Raw genomic sequence first — 17,664 nt, 5'->3', positions numbered from 1 at the left:
AGGTGGAATCTTACATTATCCAAAGTACATAAGAATAAAATAGCAATACTAATATGAGCAAGCAATAATATCTGGTGTAATTTCATGAAATAAGACTAAAGAGCACCTAAAGCTTTCAGTAAAACCCAATTCTCTTAAAATCTTTAACTTTTTTATGAATTATCTTTCTAATTTAAATTCTGCCATTACGGGAAAATGATCCGAAAGCTTTACAGAGCGATCGACTTTATAATCAACAGGAATTATTGATTTTGAAGCAAATATATAATCGATCCTGATAGGAAATTTGTAATCATGAAAACTTGTTGCGCTTCCTTTTCCAGTCTCTACAAAAGCATCCTGAAGGCCATCCAGCAAATGATAATATTCATAAGAATTGGGAACAGAATTAAAGTCTCCTGCTAAAATTACAGGGTATGGTGAATTTTCTACACTTTTCCTGATGGGTTCAATCTGCTCCTGATGCATTTTAAAAGTTGGAATAAGCCTTTTTACAATTCCTTTTACTTTTTCTTCGTCTTCCTCGCTGGATCCATTCAATTTTACCATACTTTTTTCAAACTTGAATGGCTGGAGATACATATTGATGATGCGATATGTTTTTCCTTTTATTTCAATATCCGTTTGTACCGCATAGGCATTATTGTATCCAAAATCACTCTCGATCAGCTGTTTTTGGGAAATAATTTTATACTTTGAAAAAATGGAAATGACAGGCAGTCGTTCCCCTTCCGTTAAGCCATCGAAATGATATTCTTTATTTCCTCCATATTCCTGAAGCAAAACTATATCAGCATTTTGGCTATTCACAAAAGACTCAATATTTTTTACTCCAAAACGTCCGCCTTTGGCATTGAAAGACAAAACCTTAAGGTCAGCATTTTTTTTATCCACGGATCTTATTGTTGAGAAATTCACCCATCTGATAATGGGTTTAAAAAACAATAATCCTAAAAATAAAAACAGAAAAGCTCTTTTTTTCCAGCTGAAAATCCAGAAAATAGTCAGTAAAATATACCCGATAATTAAAATCGGAAAACCCAGAGACAGCAAATTAAACCAAGGAAAAACCTTTGGCGGAACATAGGCATTCAAAAGCATTAAAGCCAATAGAAAGAAAATTCCTAAGTGTAAGATTAAAAATATGAGACGAACGACTTTCAACAGTAAACTTTAATTAAATCTATATAATTGTTTTTTCCAAATTGTTGCCAATATCCACCCTACCAAAGCTCCGCCTACGTGTGCAAGATGTGCAATGCCTCCTGCATTTCCGGAAATTCCAAGCCATATTGAAACAATGATTACAATAGGCATCAAATATTTTACTTTCATCGGAACCGGAATAAACATCATTGCAATTTTAGCATCCGGATAAAGTGTAGCAAACGCAGCTACTACGCCAAAGATTGCACCAGAAGCTCCAACCATTGGTGTTCTTAATGCAATATAAAGATTCTGAGAGAGTTCCTTGCCTTCCGGTGTTGTTGCACTAATTTTCATATCACCCGTATAACCGATCACTGATTTTGAATATATTTCAGACGCATTTAGTCCTAAGGTCTCAAGACCGGAAACCATCTGCTGCACTTCAATAAAATTCCAGAGGTTAAATAAGAAAAAAGCACCTAAACCGCTTAAAAAATAAAGAATTAAATATCTTTTCTCCCTTAAAGTCTGTTCTAAAATAGGCCCAAAACTCCAAAGCGTCAACATATTAAAAATGATGTGCATATAACCTCCGTGCATAAACATATGGGTGATAATTTGCCAAGATTTAAAGTTGGGCGAAAACGGGTAAAATCCCGAAAGTGTATCATATAATTGCGGCATAAAGAAATATGACACAATAAATACCAACACATTTATAATGATAATGTTTCTTGTGATAGGCGGGATACTATTAAACATTTCCTAAAATTTATTTTTAAAATCATTAAACGGAACCTCAAAAAAACATCTTTTCCCATTCGGTAAAAACTCCGGGAAGCCTAATGCTGTAAAATCTCTGATCAGTTGTTCCGCATCTTTTTTATAAATAAAATCAAATCTGGATTTCGACTGCATTTTATTCCATTGATTTTGATAGAATTGCATGAATTCTTCTTCACTTTTATATTCCAGAATCTCAAAAAGGTTTTCCAGGAATTTCATTACCTGCATTTCTTTCAGTCCTTCCGGAACAGCATCTATTCTCAGTACATTTTCGTGGGCAATGGTCATTTCAAAACCTAATTCCGGCAGGTATTTCTTTATTGATTTATATTTGCTCTTCTCGATTTCGTTCATGTGATATTCAAGCGAAAAAAGCAGGGCGTGGCTATTGGTTGTTCCTTTTTTCACCGGTTTGGTATTTTCAGAAACCCACAATCTGTGCATTCTCCCCAGATCCAGCATCAATGTCTTATCCCCTTTATTAAAGAGCCAGTAGCCGTTCGGGAGCCTCATCAGGTCTTCATCGAAATCTTCATCTTCGAATAAATTGATTTTTGAAGGCTCTGCAGCAATATTCTGGTGATACATTTCCGCAAGGTTCTGAATTTCCGCCTGCTTCACTTCTTTTTCCTCCAGAAACGGGTTATAGTCCTTATCTACAATGATTTCGGGCATTTTAATCACATTATTTCCTCCTCCGCTGTTGCTTTTACTCGGAAAAGATTTTTGCATGATCTCATCCAGCTGAGGATCTCTTTCAAAATCAAGGCTTGGCGCGACATTATAAATTCCCAACGATCTTTTTATGGTCGAACGAAGCAAGGCGAAGATCAAATGTTCATCTTCAAACTTCACTTCCGTTTTCTGCGGATGAATATTAACGTCAATTTTCTCAGGATCAAGCTCCAGGTAAAGGAAAAATGTCGGAATATATCCCGGTAAAAGCAATCCTTCAAACGCTTCCTGGACGGCCTTATTAAAATAAGCGCTTTTAAAGTATCTTCCGTTCACGAAAAGAAACTGCTCGCCTCTCGTTTTCTTAGCCCCTTCCGGCTTTGCAACAAACCCATGAAGCTGGCACCAGATGATATCTTCTTTAATGGGGATCAGCTGCGGCTGTAATTTTCTTCCGAAAATATCCACAATACGCTGCATCTGACTTCCTTTCCTCAGTCTGAAAACCGGCTCGTCGTCATGAAATAAGGAAAACTCCAGATTTTCATGGGCCAATGCAACTCTTTGAAATTCATCGATGACGTGTCTGAATTCAATATTATTATTTTTAAGGAATTTTCTCCTTGCAGGAACGTTGTAGAACAGGTTTTTAACTAAAAAATTAGATCCGTCAGCAGTCTGAACAGGATCCTGAAACTGAAAAACTCCACCTTCGAGATAAATGTTTGTCCCAATGGCAGCACTTTTCTGCTTTGTTCTCAGCTCAACCTGAGAAACGGCGGCAATGGACGCCAGGGCCTCTCCACGGAAACCCTTTGTTGCAATTTTAAAAATATCTTCCGTTCCTCTGATTTTTGAGGTAGCATGTCTTTCGAATGCCATTCTTGCATCAGTTTCAGACATTCCTTTCCCGTCATCTACTACCTGAATAAGGTTTTTTCCGGCATCTCTTACAATCAGCTCAATCTTTGTAGAATCGGCATCAATCGCATTTTCCAAAAGTTCTTTCACTATGGATGAAGGTCGCTGCACCACTTCCCCCGCCGCAATTTGGTTGGCTACATGATCCGGTAAAAGCTGAATAATATCTGACATAAAAAATGGAATTCACCTTACAAAAATAATCATTCAAAACAAGAATTAAAAAATTATCATCTTAATATAATTTAAATATTTCCAAGTTCTATTCTTTTCGCTTTAAAAAGCACAACCCTCACTTCAGAAACGGAGAGTTATTTCATAGCTAGTTTACACAAAATTAATACTGATATTAGTATGTCTTTTTAGTTTAAACAACTTCAAAATATAAAAGCAAATGATAAAATAAGTAGTAAAAAATTATGATTTTTTAAGTCGGAAAATAAATTCAAAGATTACATGAATTAAGCATCCTGAATTCTATAAATAACGATGCTTTAAAATAAAAAAGCTGACAGTTTTTGATCGTCAGCTTTTTATGTACCCCAGGCGGGACTTGAACCCGCACGCCAAAAGAGGCACAGGATTTTAAGTCCTGCGTGTCTACCAGTTCCACCACCAGGGCATGGAGTGGAGCGAAAAACGGGATTCGAACCCGCGACCCCAACCTTGGCAAGGTTGTGCTCTACCAACTGAGCTATTTTCGCAAAACGTGTGCGGATGAAGGGACTCGAACCCCCACGCCTCTCGGCACCAGATCCTAAGTCTGGCGTGGCTACCAATTACACCACATCCGCGTTTTTATTATGATTTATTTTAAAGAGCTTACTTCGTTTTTGTGAGTGCAAATATAGGACAATTTTATTTAGTTCCAAGCCTTTTCAGAAAAAAAAATTAAAATTTTTAGATTTTTTTTCTCGTGTAGTCTTTATTACATTTCAATTTACTAATTTTACATCGTTAATAAATATGATATGGAATTACAAGGTACGGTAAAGAAACTTTTTGAAACTCAAACATTTGCAAGCGGATTCCAAAAGAGAGAAATGGTGATCCTTACTCAGGAACAGTATCCGCAGCCGATCAGCATAGAATTTTTATCTGACAAAATAAATTTGTTGGATAATGTATCAGAAGGGGAAAATGTAAAAATCGGGATCAACATCAGAGGAAGAGAATGGGTGTCTCCTCAGGGTGAAACAAAATACTTCAACTCAATCACAGGCTGGAGATTGGAAAAGGTTTTTGATAATGGTTCTGAGCCTACACAAGCTGCTCCTTCGCAATCTGCATCGCCGGTTTCAAACGAGAATCCGTTTGCCGGAGACGACGATGATGATTTACCTTTTTAATTGAAAAGAATACTATCAGATAATAATCCTGCTTTTTACTAAGTGGGATTTTTTTTCCTAAAATATGGTTCGATTAGACAAAAATGAGATTGCATTTCCTGATCCTGAAATCTACGATGCACACGAAGGACTGATCGCTTTCGGGGGAGATCTGTCCATAGAAAGAATCTGGTTTGCCTATCAGCTCGGTATATTTCCGTGGTACAATCCGGGGGAAGAAATTCTGTGGTGGTGCCCTGATCCGAGGTTTGTGCTATTTCCTGACGAATTGAAAGTATCAAAATCAATGAGGAAAATACTGAACAGAAATATCTTTACCTTTTCGGAAAATCATAATTTTCGAGAGGTTATCAAAAACTGCCAGCAGGCCAGCCGAAAAGGGCAAACCGGAACCTGGCTTTCTGACGAGCTGATGGAAACCTTCATCCAGCTGCATGAATATGGCCTTGCCAAAAGTATTGAAGTCTGGCAGAACGGGGAATTGGCAGGTGGATTTTATGGGCTTCAGATCGGGAATGTTTTCTGCGGCGAAAGTATGTTTGCCAAAGTAAGCAATGCTTCCAAAGCCGGATTTATTCATTTTGTGGAAACTCATAAAAATGATATCGAATTAATTGATTGCCAGTCTCATACAAACCACTTAGAAAGCCTGGGAGCAAGAATGATTTCTAAAAAAGAATTTTTAAAAATTTTACATCAAAATAATGAACGTAAATAATGAAAAATGGATTCTCCTGATTGTTTTAAGCATCATTTGGGGATCTTCTTTTATCCTGATAAAGAAATCTTTAGAGCATTTTAGCCCCTACCAAGTGGGTGCGTTAAGGGTTTTGATCGCCGGAATTATTTTAATGCCTATTGCAATTTCGAAGTATAAATTATTTCCGAAAAAACATTTGAAATGGCTTCTTCTGGCCGCCTTTACGGGAAACTTTATTCCGATGTTTTTATTTCCGATTGCGGAGACTGAGGTAAGCAGCAGTATTGCGGGGATTATTAATTCTATGATGCCAATTTTTGTGATTATAGTAGGTGCTTTGGTATGGAAGTTTGAAACCACAAAACAGCAGATTTTGGGCACTTTAATCAGCTTTACAGGGGTTTGTTTACTTGCTTTCGGAGGGAATGACGAAAGTGGAAAATTTAAACTTATACCTATTGTATTGTTATTATTGGCCACTTTATGCTATGCCGTAAGTACTACCACGGTAAAATCTAAGCTGATGGAGGTTTCTTCTACGGTTTTATCAGCATTTGTATTTTCATTTGTATTATTTTTCCCTTCATTATTAGCTTTATCAGGGACGGGCTTCTTTTCAACCTTTAGCTTTAATGAAGATACTTTGTTGGGATTGATGTTTGTAAGCTTATTATCGATATTCGGAACGGGGCTCGCAATGATGATGAACTACAGGTTATTAAAGGTGTCTTCTCCTTTATTTGCCTCAACTGTTACTTTACTGATGCCGATTGTAGCGATTATCTGGGGGTTTTTGGATGGTGACAGATTAAGCCTGATGCAGTTTGCGGGCGCGGGAATTATTATTGCCGGACTGATCTTTTTAAGGACAAAACCTAATGTTATAAAAAAATAAGAGGCTGTCTCAAAAGGTAAACTAATGCTCTGAGAATCTCCTAAATGACAAAATTTGTCAGACAGGAGTCCGAGAGAGGGCTTACTTTTGAGACTCCTCTTTTTATTTAAGTTATTATTTTGTCGCAGGGATCACAAAGATTTATTTAATAATTCAACCTTTTATTTTTAAGATAAACAAAGGCATAAACTTATCAAAGTAATACAAGTTTTCTGCTACGTCCTTATGAATTCTTTTTCTTAACCTTTGCCTTTGCTTTTTTCACCTCATCTTTGATGAATGGATATTTTTTCTGCATATCTGTCACTAATGACGGATCCAGATCTAATGCTTTCTGAAGTGATTCGCTGCCTTTTTCCTGATCTTTTAAATTGAAGTAGCAATTGCTTAACTGATAAAACAATTCTGCTCTGTGATGTGCTTTTACAGCTTTATTCAAAACCAGAATGGCCTCTTCATATTCACCCAAAAGCATCAAAACCTCCGAATAGGCATACCAGTTGTAGAATCTTGTCGGTTCGGCTTCAACCAGCTTTTTAAGACATGCAAGACTTTCTTCGAACTTTCCAGAATCTATGAACAAAAAGGCTAATCTTTTCTGATAGTCGAGATTATTTTCATTTAAATGAGTTGCTTCTCTTGCAAAATGTAAAGCTTCGGTCATCCCGCCCATTTCTTCATAGAGATACGACTGCTCCATCATCGCAAGATAAAACTGAGGGTCTTCCCTTAACGATTTCTGGAAGGCATTAAGTGCTACAATAGGCTGTTTAAGCGCTTTATAGCAAAGCCCTATTTTATAAAATGTAAATGCTTTTGTGTATTCCAACTCCAGCATTTCTTCATATACTTCTATGGCTTTTTTGTATTGCCCTAATGCTTCGTAACAAGCCGCTTTATTAGCATAGACTCCAACAGAATTTGAATTGATTGCCAATAAATAGTCGTAACCCTTTATGGCTTCTTCATAATTTTTCCTATTGAAATAAAACTGGCCGTATTCAAACCAAGCCACTTCGGAGTAAGCAAACTCATCAAGATATTCATTAAGAAAGGCAATGGCCTCATCGCTCTTATTAAGGTCTGCAAAGCAAACCATACAGTTTTCCAGCGCGTAATCGTCCGTAGGATCTTCTTTAAGCGCTTTTCTGTAATGTTTAAGGGCGTTAAAAGGATCTCCTAGATTCACATATTCATCTGCAATAAAATTGTGAAGAAAGTTTTCTTCTTCTTTTAGTTCCAAAGCTTTTTTACAGATTTCAATGGATTTTTTAGGATTTCCTAAATTCGAATAATACTTTGCATAGCAAACCAAAAAGTCTGTATTTTCCATAGAAGAACCTTTCAGCTCGTCGATAAGCTCTTTCGCCGTATTATAATCTTCCCATTCCAGAAGAATCTCAAGTTTTTTGATCTTGATATCTAAAGAATTGGGATGAAGCTTCAGCCCATAATTAACCGCAGTATCGGCATAATTAAAGTCTCCAAGCTCCAGATAATAAACAATAATGTCTTCTAACTCTTCTGTATCGAAGTAGAATTCATCATTATTTTCCATCATTTCCTCGAACTTTTTTACAAGTTCATTTCCAAAATATTCTTCCAATATAAAACAGTTTTAAGATTTAAGACTTGTGATATGAGATATATAATACTCGGTTCTGAAAATCTTACTACTATAAAGTTAATAATAATTCTTTTTTTAAATGATGAAACAATTGTTAATTTTTTAAATCAAACTATTGATTTTAGCTATCATTTCATCACCTAATCTGTCGGCCTCTTCCTGGAATTTAGCCTCTGTATAAATCCTGATGATCGGTTCTGTATTAGATTTTCTAAGGTGAACCCAATTATTTTCAAAATCTATTTTAACACCATCTACCGTAGAGACCTCATGATTTTGATATTCTTTTTCCATTTTAGTTAAAATTTCATCTACATTAATCTCCGGTGTGAGTTCAATTTTCTTTTTCCCCATAAAATAGCCAGGATATCCGGCTCTCAGCTCAGAAACCTTTTTATTTTCCTTTGCCAGATGAGTTAAAAACAATGCCAGACCTACTAAAGAATCTCTTCCGTAATGAAGATCAGGATAAATAATTCCTCCGTTTCCTTCACCTCCGATCACGGCATTTTTTTCTTTCATTAAAGTAACCACATTTACTTCTCCTACAGCGCTTGCAAAATATTCTGAGTTGTGAGACTGAGCAACATCTCTCAAGGCACGACTTGAAGAAAGGTTGGAAATGGCCACTCCTTTTTTATTTTTTAATAAATAATCTGCAACGGCAACCAAGGTGTATTCTTCACCGAACATTTCTCCTTTTTCGTCTATTAAGGCCAGCCTGTCAACATCCGGATCTACTACAACCCCTAAATCTGCATTTTCTTTCTTCACCAACTCGCAAATATCTCCCAAATGTTCTTTTAACGGTTCTGGATTGTGGGGGAAATGGCCTGTCGGCTCACAGTATAATTTTACCGTTTCACAGCCAAGCTTATCCAGCAGCATAGGAATTGCAATTCCGCCCGTAGAATTTACAGCATCAAGAACCACTTTGAATTTTTTAACCTTAATGGCTTCCACATCTACCATCGGCAGGTTAAGAATCTGCTGAATATGAATATCGAAAGCATCATCTCTTTTTTTATATTTGCCTAAATCATCTACTTCTGCATAGTTGAAGTCTTCGCTTTCAGCCAACGCAAGAACTTCTGTACCGTTTTCCCCGCTGATGAATTCTCCTTTATCGTTTAATAATTTAAGGGCGTTCCATTGTTTCGGGTTGTGGGAAGCGGTAAGAATAATTCCTCCGTCTGCTTTCAGTTCTGGAACCATGATTTCCACGGTTGGTGTTGTTGAAAGTCCTAAATCAATTACGTTGATTCCCAATCCCTGCAAAGTTGCTGTAACTAAAGAAGAAACCATCTGTCCTGAGATTCTGGCATCTCTTCCAATAATTAATGTAAGGTCTTTTTTATTTTTATTATTCTGAAGCCATGTTCCAAATGCTGATGCAAATTTTACCACATCCAGCGGTGTCAGGTTATCATTTACTTTTCCTCCAATTGTTCCTCTTATTCCTGAAATAGATTTGATTAGCGACATTAATGTGTATGTTTTTTGGTTTTATTTAAATAAAATTTTGTGCAAAGATACTTATAAAATAGGTATCTTATTTTTAATTTTATCATAAGTATTCTTTACGGCTTTGGGTGGTGCAAAACGATAGCCTATGTAGATTAGCCCGTACAGATTGTTATTGTAAAGAGATGATTCGGGATCCAGTTTATAATTATAGGACATATAATTTAGCTTACCTCCGAACAAAAACTTTTTCGTATTATACCCGATATGAATGCCTCCACCGAACTTGTGGGTAAAATATTTATTTTTATCTTTTTCAGACCTTTCTCCATTTGGCAGGTCTTCCTGAAAGCTGGCCCATTTTCCACCGATTCCTGCAAATGCAAAAGGCGAAATATTTATTTTATCCTTAATAAGCCAATTATAATAATAAGCCAAATTCAAGCCCAGATTAAACTGTGTCTCTTTATTTTTTAAATCATCATCTTTATTTCTAAAATAAGTAAGATCATAGTCTAAAGATGGTACAAAACTTCCGTTGCTTTCTTTCTGCCATTCTCTTTGATAATAAATTCCCGCCAAAGAAAAATCTTTATTGAAAGAATATGCTGTATTCCCGCTAAAGCTTTGAATTCTAAGCTCCGGAAACTGGATATAAGGATCTCTGCCTTCCTGCCAATAAGGATCTATGTCCCCCAGATTTTTAAGGTAAAATCCTTTCATATTTTTATATGACAATGTCTGAATGAGCTTTCCCGGAAAGAGCCTGATTTTAAAGTCAGTATATGAGCTTTTTCCTTTAAGGTCATTATCGTTATTCCCAGGAAAAAATCGTGGCGCAAAGCCAAGCATTATACTTATAATCCTGTAATCAACAGACAAATACATATTGATATTGTTGTTGAGTGAAATTTGGTTTTTATATTTTTGCCCGTCTTCACTAAAATTTGTAACAAAATCTTCAATATTGGTATCAAAGTTTGCCCGAACCATTACCAGATTTTCGTAAGATATAATTTTTGTAGTATCTTCTTTTTGACCACTGATGCCAATGCTAAAGAAAAAGACTAGCAGTAAGAATTTTATATTTTCACTCATTGAGTATTTTTTCCTGAATGAAAATTACAAAAAAAACAATTCTTAAAATAAAATTAAGAACATCCGCAATTTTTATCGCAATTGTTTCTTTTTGAGCTAAACTTTTTCGGTGTAAAATTTTTCTTTAACATTTTGAATAAAGAATAGCTGGCAAATGCAACAACCAATGCAACAATTACATATTGAAATATTAATGAAGAATCCATTATTTTAAAATCTGATAAGCTATCATCGACACAAAATAGGCCAATCCCGTCATCATTACTACCTGCAAGCCGGTCCACTTCCAGCTTTTGGTTTCTCTGTATACTACTGCAAGCGTGGAAACACACTGCATTGCAAACGCATAAAACAAGAGTACGGAAACTCCCGTGGCAAAGCTGAAAACCTTTTCACCATTCGGTTTTTCGTCTCTTCTCATTTTATCAATTACTTTCACTTCGGGAGCATCATCTTCCAGACTGTACAATGTAGACATTGTTCCTACGAAAACTTCTCTTGCCACGAAACTTGTAAGGATCCCTACCCCCATTTTCCAGTCGTACCCGAGCGGTGCAATAAGGGGCTCGATTCCTTTTCCCATTTTAGCCAAATAAGAATGATCCAGGTGAACATTACTTGCCACAAACTGATCCGGCTTCTGCTTTGGTCCGAAATAACTCAGAAACCAAATAATAATGCTCACAATGAAAATAATTTTTCCCGCACCCGTAATGAAATCCCAGACTTTTCCTAAAACCATTTTGAAATCATATCTGAAAAGTGGTTTTTTATATGTCGGTAAATCCATTACCAGGTAGGTTTTACCTTTATTTTTAATAAATCTTTTAAGAACTGATGCAGAAAGCAATGCCACCACAAAGCCCAGCAGATACATCCCCATTAGCACCAAAGCTTTATATTTTATTCCTAAAAATGTTCCGTCTGAAATAATCAAGCCAATGATGATGCTATATACCGGAAGCCTTGCGGAACATGTCATGAAAGGTGTAACCAGAATAGTCAGTAATCTTTCTTTTAAGTTTTCAATATTTCTTGTGGAAATTACCGCCGGGATTGCGCAGGCAGTTCCTGAAACCAAAGGCACAATACTTTTTCCGTTCAGTCCGAAAGGCCTTAAAAGCCTGTCCATCAAGAATACTACTCTTGCCATATATCCCGAATCTTCCAGTAAATAAAGAAAGTATAATAAAATCCCGATCTGTGGTGCAAAAACTACAATTCCTCCGATTCCCGGAACAATTCCGTTGGAAATTAATGAATTGATTGGCCCTTTCGGCAAATGTTCGCTGATGAAAGTGGTCATCCAGGAGAAAAGATCATCAATCCAGCTCATCGGATATTCTGCAAGAAAGAAAACACTCTGGAAAATAATCAATAAGATCATCAGAAAAACAACATATCCCCAGAATTTATGAACTAAAACTTTGTCTAGTTTTTCAGTTAATAATTCTTTGAACTGCGGTTTTTTGGAGATAACATTTGATAAAATTTTGTCTACCGACTGGTATCTTCTCACCGTTTCCTGAACCTGCAACCTTTTTGGGACCAGGGTTTTGGAGTCCGGCTCATTCATCAGTTCCATCACTGATTCTATTCTTTCTAAATCTGTTCCTAAAGAAAGGCTCATCCAGGCTTTATATTCGTTATCAAGTCCATTGTGTGAGGCTACTTTTTTAATAAAATTTTTGTGTTCGTTCGGAGTTTCGAATGAGATTTTTTCCGCTTTTACGAACTGGTTTTTAAGTACTGCTTCTTTAATCTCATTAATCCCGATCTGCTCTTTCGCGTTGGTCTGAATGATTGTAATGTCTAAAGCTTCTGAAAATTTTTGAATATCAATAGTAATTCCTCTTCTTTCAGCCTGATCAATCTGGTTAACCACCAAGATCATCGGAATTCCCATATCCTGAATCTGCTGGAAAAGGAGAAGGCCTCTTTTTAAACTTAAGGCTTCAAGAATATAGATAACCCCGGCATAGTTTTTCTGTTCATCAATAAGGAATTTTGAGAAGATCGCTTCATCCTCAGAACTGGGGTAAATGCTGTAAGAACCCGGCAAATCTATGACCTCAACCTCTTCATTTTTAAAGCTGTAGTGGCCTGAATGACTGGCTACGGTAACCCCTGCATAGTTTCCTGTCTTCTGTTTTTTATTGCAGAGTGCATTGAAAACCGTAGATTTTCCTACATTGGGATTTCCTACTAAAAGTACCTTTTTTTTCTGACTGTGCTGCATTAATTCAATTCTTCAACAATAATATAATCTCCTTCTTCCTCACGAAGGGCGATTCGGCTTTTTTCGGCCCCAAACTCTACATACATCGGCCCTTTGAATGGCGCCTGGTATAAAATCCTGAAGGAGGTTTCCGGAAGAAGCCCCATTTCTATGATTTTGTTGGGCATTTTCAGATTGTCATTATCATACCCTGTAATCTTTCCCATTGTGTTTTTGGGAAATCTGCTCAATTTATGTAAATCCTTCTCTTTCAAAGCCTATTTTTGGATACAAATATACGTTATTTAAATCTAATCTAAATAACTGTATTATATGAAAGAAATCAACCCGAAAACATTTCTGCATTCAGGTTGATTAAATATAATTTAGTTGATATGACTGTTTTTTATTTTTCCACTCCAGTTTTTTCTACATTTCCTGTGTTTACTTTTCCGTAATCAGGTTCGATTGGATTATCATTGGCATTATAAAAATCTTTATATTGTTTTTCTTGCTTTTTCATCATATCTCCAATAGTACCATCCATTCCTGGGATTGACTTAGATAACATTTCTTGTGTCATCATTGGTCTTACAGAAGCAAACGGATCTTTTTTGAAATCATTAAACGTTTTTTCAAATTTATCTCTAGGTAATTCTTTTACTTTTCCACCTGTTGCATGCATTAGATTTTCGACATATGAAAATTCTGTATAATCTTTGATTTTTTTATTTCCCTGTAAAACCCAAGAATAATTTTTTGCATCATCTTCGATTTTAACTATAAGCCCTGGCAGCCCCCAGAACTTGTAAGGGCCATCCTGAAATGGTATATCTGTTGTAAACCAGGCAGTCCAGGTTCTTCCTCCAAATTCTGTTGTTGCTCTTTGAGTATTATACTCTCCTATCTTTTGCTTATCGTTAAGAATTTTCCAGTTGAATTTTAAATCCGAATTATATCCTATACTTGCAGGTGTAAATCCGTTTGCAACTTTATCAACGTATTGAATTTTCATGCTAGGATAAAATTTATAAATTCTTGCCGAAATTTTTGGCATTTTAATCGATTTTGAAAGATCTTTCATTACTCCTGCTTTCTTCATTGCTTCAATTTCGACTTTCATAATGGAATCCTGAGCAATAACGGTATAATCTTGATAAACAGATCTATTTTTATCTGTAATGTCCAAAATAGTAATCACCTTATCCAGCTTTGCAGAATCTTTTTTAGGTTTAAAAGTCAGCTCATAAAAGAATCGGTTCGCCGTTTCTTTGGCATCTTTGTCCTGAGCGTTTACGAAAGCAAAAAGCGCTATAAAGAATATTGAAAATAGGTTTTTCATTTTTTCTGATGTTTTACTAATTAGTTAGTTTTTTCTAACTTTTGTTACAGATTTTTAAATTATTTTTTTTTCGTCTTAAATTTATAACGTTTAACCTTATGTGATAAAAAAAACCAACCTTAGTGAGGCTGGTTTTTATTTTTTTATTTAAAATTGAATTTTACGGTGAACATTACCTGGCTTGGGCGAAGCTGGATTCTGGTGTAACTATCCGTAAAAGCATCTACCGTATATGTTTCAAATAGCTTTCTATTGGCAATATTCATCCATTTTATTTCAAAATCAATTTTCTTTTTAGCCCATGTAAACTGATATGAAACATCAAAGAAAGGATTTTTATATGTCGAGGTCTGATTTCCTGTATTTACCTGATCCCAATAAAAACCGATGGTGTGGTTTTCTATAGGATATAGGAATAAATTTAAGTTGTGATTATATCCATTAGTTTTAAAATCTGTTCCTGTAACACTGTTTCTTTTGTTCCAAGAATATGTAAAGTTATAATCAATACTCATCCAGCTGAAATATGTATTGTTGAATTTCATCCCGAAACTTTGATTCGTTGTCTTATTTTCAAACCCTACATTATTTCTTTTCTGGAAAGATTCGGATTCTGTGTTTTTGTAATTTACTGAAGCGTTTGTCTTAAATTTTGGGAAGTACTTTCCGATTTCAGCGCTGTAAGTGTTTGAAGAATTTTTATTATCTTCCAACTCATAAATGATAGTAGAAGCTCCCGTCCCCTGGTTCAGGACATTTGCGGTAAGATTTCTTTTTGCATAGCTGTATCTGTATCTTATATTAAAAAAGATATTATTCAACGGGTTTCTGTATTCTATTCCCACTCCTGCAGATTTAGAATTTATTTCATTTATCGGATTGGTTGGAGACATTGAGCTTAGACTTCCGGGATTTGATAAAATGTTTCCTGCATACATATCACTAATGTCACCGAAATTATTACTAATACTTCCATTAACGCTCGCCTTCCAAAAAGACGCAAAAGTATATTGTGCGAAAGCATTAGGCTCAAATGTTACTTTATTTAATGACTTTGAAACACCTCTTTCATCATCTTTGGCCGTAATATTATTGAAATTAACGGGCATTTGTGCAAATAACATCCACGACTCAGTCTTATAATTAATGCCTAAAGCAGCATAAGGAGTCGTATTAGTATATTTTATATCGTTTACATAGCTCTTTCCATATCCTATATTTCCATTATTAGTAAGCCCCAATAGCTCAGAATCCATTTTATTTGTTGAAAAGTTGAGTCCTACTTCAGGGGTAAAAGTCCAGCCTTTTGTTGAAAAGCTAACGTTTGCAGAATGATTCGCCTGAAAAGTTTTCATATTAAAATTCTGACGAATTGTATTGGCATCCTGGAAGTCAAAGAAAGTATACTGTTGAGAAACAGGGTCATATGAAATAGGAATTTTTACATACGAAGAAGGGTTAATATCAAGAGACTGGTGATCATCCTGATAACTTAAGTAAGACTTAATATTGATCATTTTTTCCTTCCACGGTAAAATTGTGCTTAAAGAGTTTTGAAAAGAGGTTGTAGGAGACTGCACTCCTTCATCACCTTGTCTGCTGCCAAACCGGTCTGTGATATCTGTACTGGCTCTGTCTGCATTCCAAAACTGACTAAAAGAGGTTGTATTCTTAAAAAATCCTTTTTTTGCATTTTTTGTGAAAATTAATTCAGCTTTTGCCTTATCCGTATAAAAATGATTCAGGATATTCGTTTTATAATGTGTATTTTGCTGATAGTCATTTTGTTCATTATAAGATTCTCTTTCTATGGCATTGTTGGTATAATTTGCATTAGCTTTTAATTCCCATTCTTTTTTCTTATCAATATTTGTAAGATAATTAGCTGATATATAGTGCACGCTATTCATCAGATATCTTTTTACAGGAAGATCCGGTGTACTTGCATTTTCCACATTCAGCCAATCATTTTGTGCTGCATTTATTCTTCTTCCTTCCCATCCGCTTCCAAATGCCAGGATATTCCCTTCATTTTCTACCTGTTCTCCTGCATTATTCGATTTATAATTTACTACCCACTGGCTTTTCTGGCCGAAAAACATCGGGGTTAGTTTTACATTCCATAAGAACGGGCTTGCCCCGACTCCCACTTCTCCTCTACCTGTCATGGTAACCGAATTTTTCAGTTTGATATTAATGGCTGCCTGGTCTGAAGGCACTTTATCCTGCAATATTTTTACTGGTTGATGATTTTCAAGAACCTCAACTTTTTGTACCGCATCTTTCGGAAGCGAGTTATTGATCGTTCCGTAGCCTCCTTCCATAAGGTCTTTCCCGTTCACGTAGAATTTATTGATGGCATTTCCCTGGTAGAGAATCGTTCCGTCTGTATTGACTTCAATCCCGGGAATTTTTTTCATCACATCTGCCAGCGTCCTGTCGCTTTTGCTGTCGAATGCTTTCAGATCATACGCAATGGTATCACCTCTTGCTGTAATAAGCTTTGTCTTCAGCTGTACTTCTTTGATTTCCGTGGCTTCGGCCTGTAATTTAAAATCTTGGTTTTGGTCGTTATTGCTGAGCTGTTTTGTAAGAGGTCGCTGGTTGAATGCCTTTACCTTCAGGTCTACATTCGGTTCTGAAGAAGTGAACGTTACTTTATATTCTCCTTTAGAATTGGTAATTGCATAGGCCAGAATTGCATCCTTTCCCGGTTCCTCCACCGTTACACTCGCACTGGGAATAGCAACACCATCTTCATCCGTGATTTTTCCTGACACTGTTTTTTGTGAAAAAAACAGGACAGAGAAAAAAATCAACAGGAATAAAGAAATTTTCTTTTTCATAATTTATTATTTGTCTAATTAGTTAATGATAATGGCTTTTTGTTACATATGTGTAAAGATTGGGTTTACTTGGAAAAGTTAAATGTTCTTTTATCACTACAAATATAGTTATAATTTATTTTATTTGTGCTATTCTTTATTTTCTGTAGAATATTTCCCGATATAAAGAAAAATTTTCGCCGAATTTTTGTTTATTCATCGTATTTAAGCAACAAGTGAAGATTCAATCATTTTTATTTTTAAATTTTTTTAATGATGATTAGCTTTGCAAATATCTCACGAAAGTGAATTTTTGTTAAGACACATCACTAAATTATTTGTTTTAAAAATGGGAGTTATTAGTAGATGTAATTTTTCTTCTTACTTGTGTTTAATATCCTGAATTTCAGGATATTTTTTTTTGAATTTAATATTTAAACATGTTATTAGGCTGATTGCACATTTTGATATTTATATTTCGAAATTAAGTGAAGTCGAAGATTCGCCGAAGTCCAAACCGCCTGAAGAGGTTTCACAAATCCCATAACGGAAATACTCCAGCATCGCGCAAAATAGAATTTTCTTTTTAATAAAATATTTGTTAAATAATTGTTT

13 protein-coding genes and 3 tRNA genes are annotated in these 17,664 nt (G+C 35.5%); 3 read left to right on the top strand and 13 right to left on the bottom strand.

The window, feature by feature from the left end; translation table 11 throughout:
* Positions 1-159: 159 nt before the first annotated feature.
* From BW926_RS03790 to BW926_RS03765, 6 genes are all read right to left on the bottom strand, one after another.
* Positions 160-1,164 carry an endonuclease/exonuclease/phosphatase family protein gene (locus tag BW926_RS03790; protein ID WP_228403389.1) on the bottom strand — a complete coding sequence of 335 codons (1,005 nt, stop codon included), beginning with the start codon at positions 1,162-1,164 and terminating at the stop codon, positions 160-162.
* Between the two features lie 9 nt (positions 1,165-1,173).
* Positions 1,174-1,911 (bottom strand): rhomboid family intramembrane serine protease, encoded by a 738-nt coding sequence (locus tag BW926_RS03785; protein ID WP_076444323.1) that lies wholly within the window; start codon positions 1,909-1,911, stop codon positions 1,174-1,176.
* Between the two features lie 3 nt (positions 1,912-1,914).
* Positions 1,915-3,705 carry a DNA mismatch repair endonuclease MutL gene (mutL, locus tag BW926_RS03780; protein ID WP_076444321.1) on the bottom strand — a complete coding sequence of 597 codons (1,791 nt, stop codon included), beginning with the start codon at positions 3,703-3,705 and terminating at the stop codon, positions 1,915-1,917.
* A 364-nt stretch (positions 3,706-4,069) separates the two neighbouring features.
* A tRNA-Leu gene (locus BW926_RS03775) sits at positions 4,070-4,153 on the bottom strand.
* A gap of 6 nt (positions 4,154-4,159) precedes the next feature.
* A tRNA-Gly gene (locus BW926_RS03770) sits at positions 4,160-4,235 on the bottom strand.
* An 8-nt stretch (positions 4,236-4,243) separates the two neighbouring features.
* Positions 4,244-4,325: transfer RNA gene (locus BW926_RS03765), tRNA-Leu, on the bottom strand.
* Between the two features lie 177 nt (positions 4,326-4,502).
* Between BW926_RS03765 and BW926_RS03760 the strand changes: the two genes are divergently transcribed.
* The 3 genes from BW926_RS03760 to BW926_RS03750 all read left to right on the top strand — a co-directional run bounded on the left by BW926_RS03760 (position 4,503) and on the right by BW926_RS03750 (position 6,475).
* Positions 4,503-4,880, top strand: a complete 378-nt coding sequence (locus BW926_RS03760) for a DUF3127 domain-containing protein (protein ID WP_076444319.1) — start codon at positions 4,503-4,505, stop codon at positions 4,878-4,880.
* Positions 4,881-4,944: 64 nt separating this feature from the next.
* Positions 4,945-5,598, top strand: a complete 654-nt coding sequence (gene aat, locus BW926_RS03755; RefSeq protein WP_076444317.1) for a leucyl/phenylalanyl-tRNA--protein transferase — start codon at positions 4,945-4,947, stop codon at positions 5,596-5,598.
* The gene (locus BW926_RS03750) at positions 5,585-6,475 is read left to right on the top strand and encodes a DMT family transporter (protein ID WP_076444315.1); all 891 of its coding nucleotides are present in this window, start codon (positions 5,585-5,587) and stop codon (positions 6,473-6,475) included. Before aat ends, BW926_RS03750 begins: the two co-directional genes overlap by 14 nt.
* A gap of 223 nt (positions 6,476-6,698) precedes the next feature.
* On the opposite strand, the gene BW926_RS03745 is transcribed toward BW926_RS03750, so the two are convergent.
* The 7 genes from BW926_RS03745 to BW926_RS03715 form a co-directional block, all read right to left on the bottom strand.
* Positions 6,699-8,081, bottom strand: coding sequence for a tetratricopeptide repeat protein (locus BW926_RS03745; RefSeq protein WP_076444313.1), 1,383 nt, complete (start codon positions 8,079-8,081; stop codon positions 6,699-6,701).
* A gap of 123 nt (positions 8,082-8,204) precedes the next feature.
* On the bottom strand, positions 8,205-9,587 hold the full coding sequence (gene glmM, locus BW926_RS03740) for a phosphoglucosamine mutase (RefSeq protein WP_076444311.1): 1,383 nt from the start codon (positions 9,585-9,587) through the stop codon (positions 8,205-8,207).
* 51 nt (positions 9,588-9,638) lie between these two features.
* Positions 9,639-10,664 carry a DUF4421 family protein gene (locus BW926_RS03735; RefSeq protein WP_076444309.1) on the bottom strand — a complete coding sequence of 342 codons (1,026 nt, stop codon included), beginning with the start codon at positions 10,662-10,664 and terminating at the stop codon, positions 9,639-9,641.
* 205 nt (positions 10,665-10,869) lie between these two features.
* Complete coding sequence (feoB, locus tag BW926_RS03730; protein ID WP_076444307.1) at positions 10,870-12,903, bottom strand: ferrous iron transport protein B; 2,034 nt, start codon at positions 12,901-12,903, stop codon at positions 10,870-10,872.
* Positions 12,903-13,157, bottom strand: coding sequence for a FeoA family protein (locus tag BW926_RS03725; protein WP_076444305.1), 255 nt, complete (start codon positions 13,155-13,157; stop codon positions 12,903-12,905). The genes feoB and BW926_RS03725 overlap by 1 nt, the downstream gene beginning before the upstream one ends.
* Before the next feature lie 131 nt (positions 13,158-13,288).
* Positions 13,289-14,224 (bottom strand): GLPGLI family protein, encoded by a 936-nt coding sequence (locus tag BW926_RS03720; protein ID WP_076444303.1) that lies wholly within the window; start codon positions 14,222-14,224, stop codon positions 13,289-13,291.
* A 143-nt stretch (positions 14,225-14,367) separates the two neighbouring features.
* Positions 14,368-17,070 carry a carboxypeptidase-like regulatory domain-containing protein gene (locus BW926_RS03715; RefSeq protein ID WP_076444301.1) on the bottom strand — a complete coding sequence of 901 codons (2,703 nt, stop codon included), beginning with the start codon at positions 17,068-17,070 and terminating at the stop codon, positions 14,368-14,370.
* Between the last annotated feature and the right edge of the window lie 594 nt (positions 17,071-17,664).

Source organism: Chryseobacterium sp. RU37D, assembly GCF_900156075.1.
Classification (GTDB): domain Bacteria; phylum Bacteroidota; class Bacteroidia; order Flavobacteriales; family Weeksellaceae; genus Chryseobacterium.
This window is presented reverse-complemented; position numbering and strand designations above follow the sequence as displayed.

Coding starts and splice junctions, on each gene's coding strand:
- BW926_RS03720 (WP_076444303.1), bottom strand. CDS start 14,224: ATGAAAAACCTATTTTCAATATTCTTTATAGCGCTTTTTGCTTTCGTA.
- aat (WP_076444317.1), top strand. CDS start 4,945: ATGGTTCGATTAGACAAAAATGAGATTGCATTTCCTGATCCTGAAATC.
- feoB (WP_076444307.1), bottom strand. CDS start 12,903: ATGCAGCACAGTCAGAAAAAAAAGGTACTTTTAGTAGGAAATCCCAAT.
- mutL (WP_076444321.1), bottom strand. CDS start 3,705: ATGTCAGATATTATTCAGCTTTTACCGGATCATGTAGCCAACCAAATT.
- BW926_RS03785 (WP_076444323.1), bottom strand. CDS start 1,911: ATGTTTAATAGTATCCCGCCTATCACAAGAAACATTATCATTATAAAT.
- glmM (WP_076444311.1), bottom strand. CDS start 9,587: ATGTCGCTAATCAAATCTATTTCAGGAATAAGAGGAACAATTGGAGGA.
- BW926_RS03760 (WP_076444319.1), top strand. CDS start 4,503: ATGGAATTACAAGGTACGGTAAAGAAACTTTTTGAAACTCAAACATTT.
- BW926_RS03715 (WP_076444301.1), bottom strand. CDS start 17,070: ATGAAAAAGAAAATTTCTTTATTCCTGTTGATTTTTTTCTCTGTCCTG.
- BW926_RS03750 (WP_076444315.1), top strand. CDS start 5,585: ATGAACGTAAATAATGAAAAATGGATTCTCCTGATTGTTTTAAGCATC.
- BW926_RS03735 (WP_076444309.1), bottom strand. CDS start 10,664: ATGAGTGAAAATATAAAATTCTTACTGCTAGTCTTTTTCTTTAGCATT.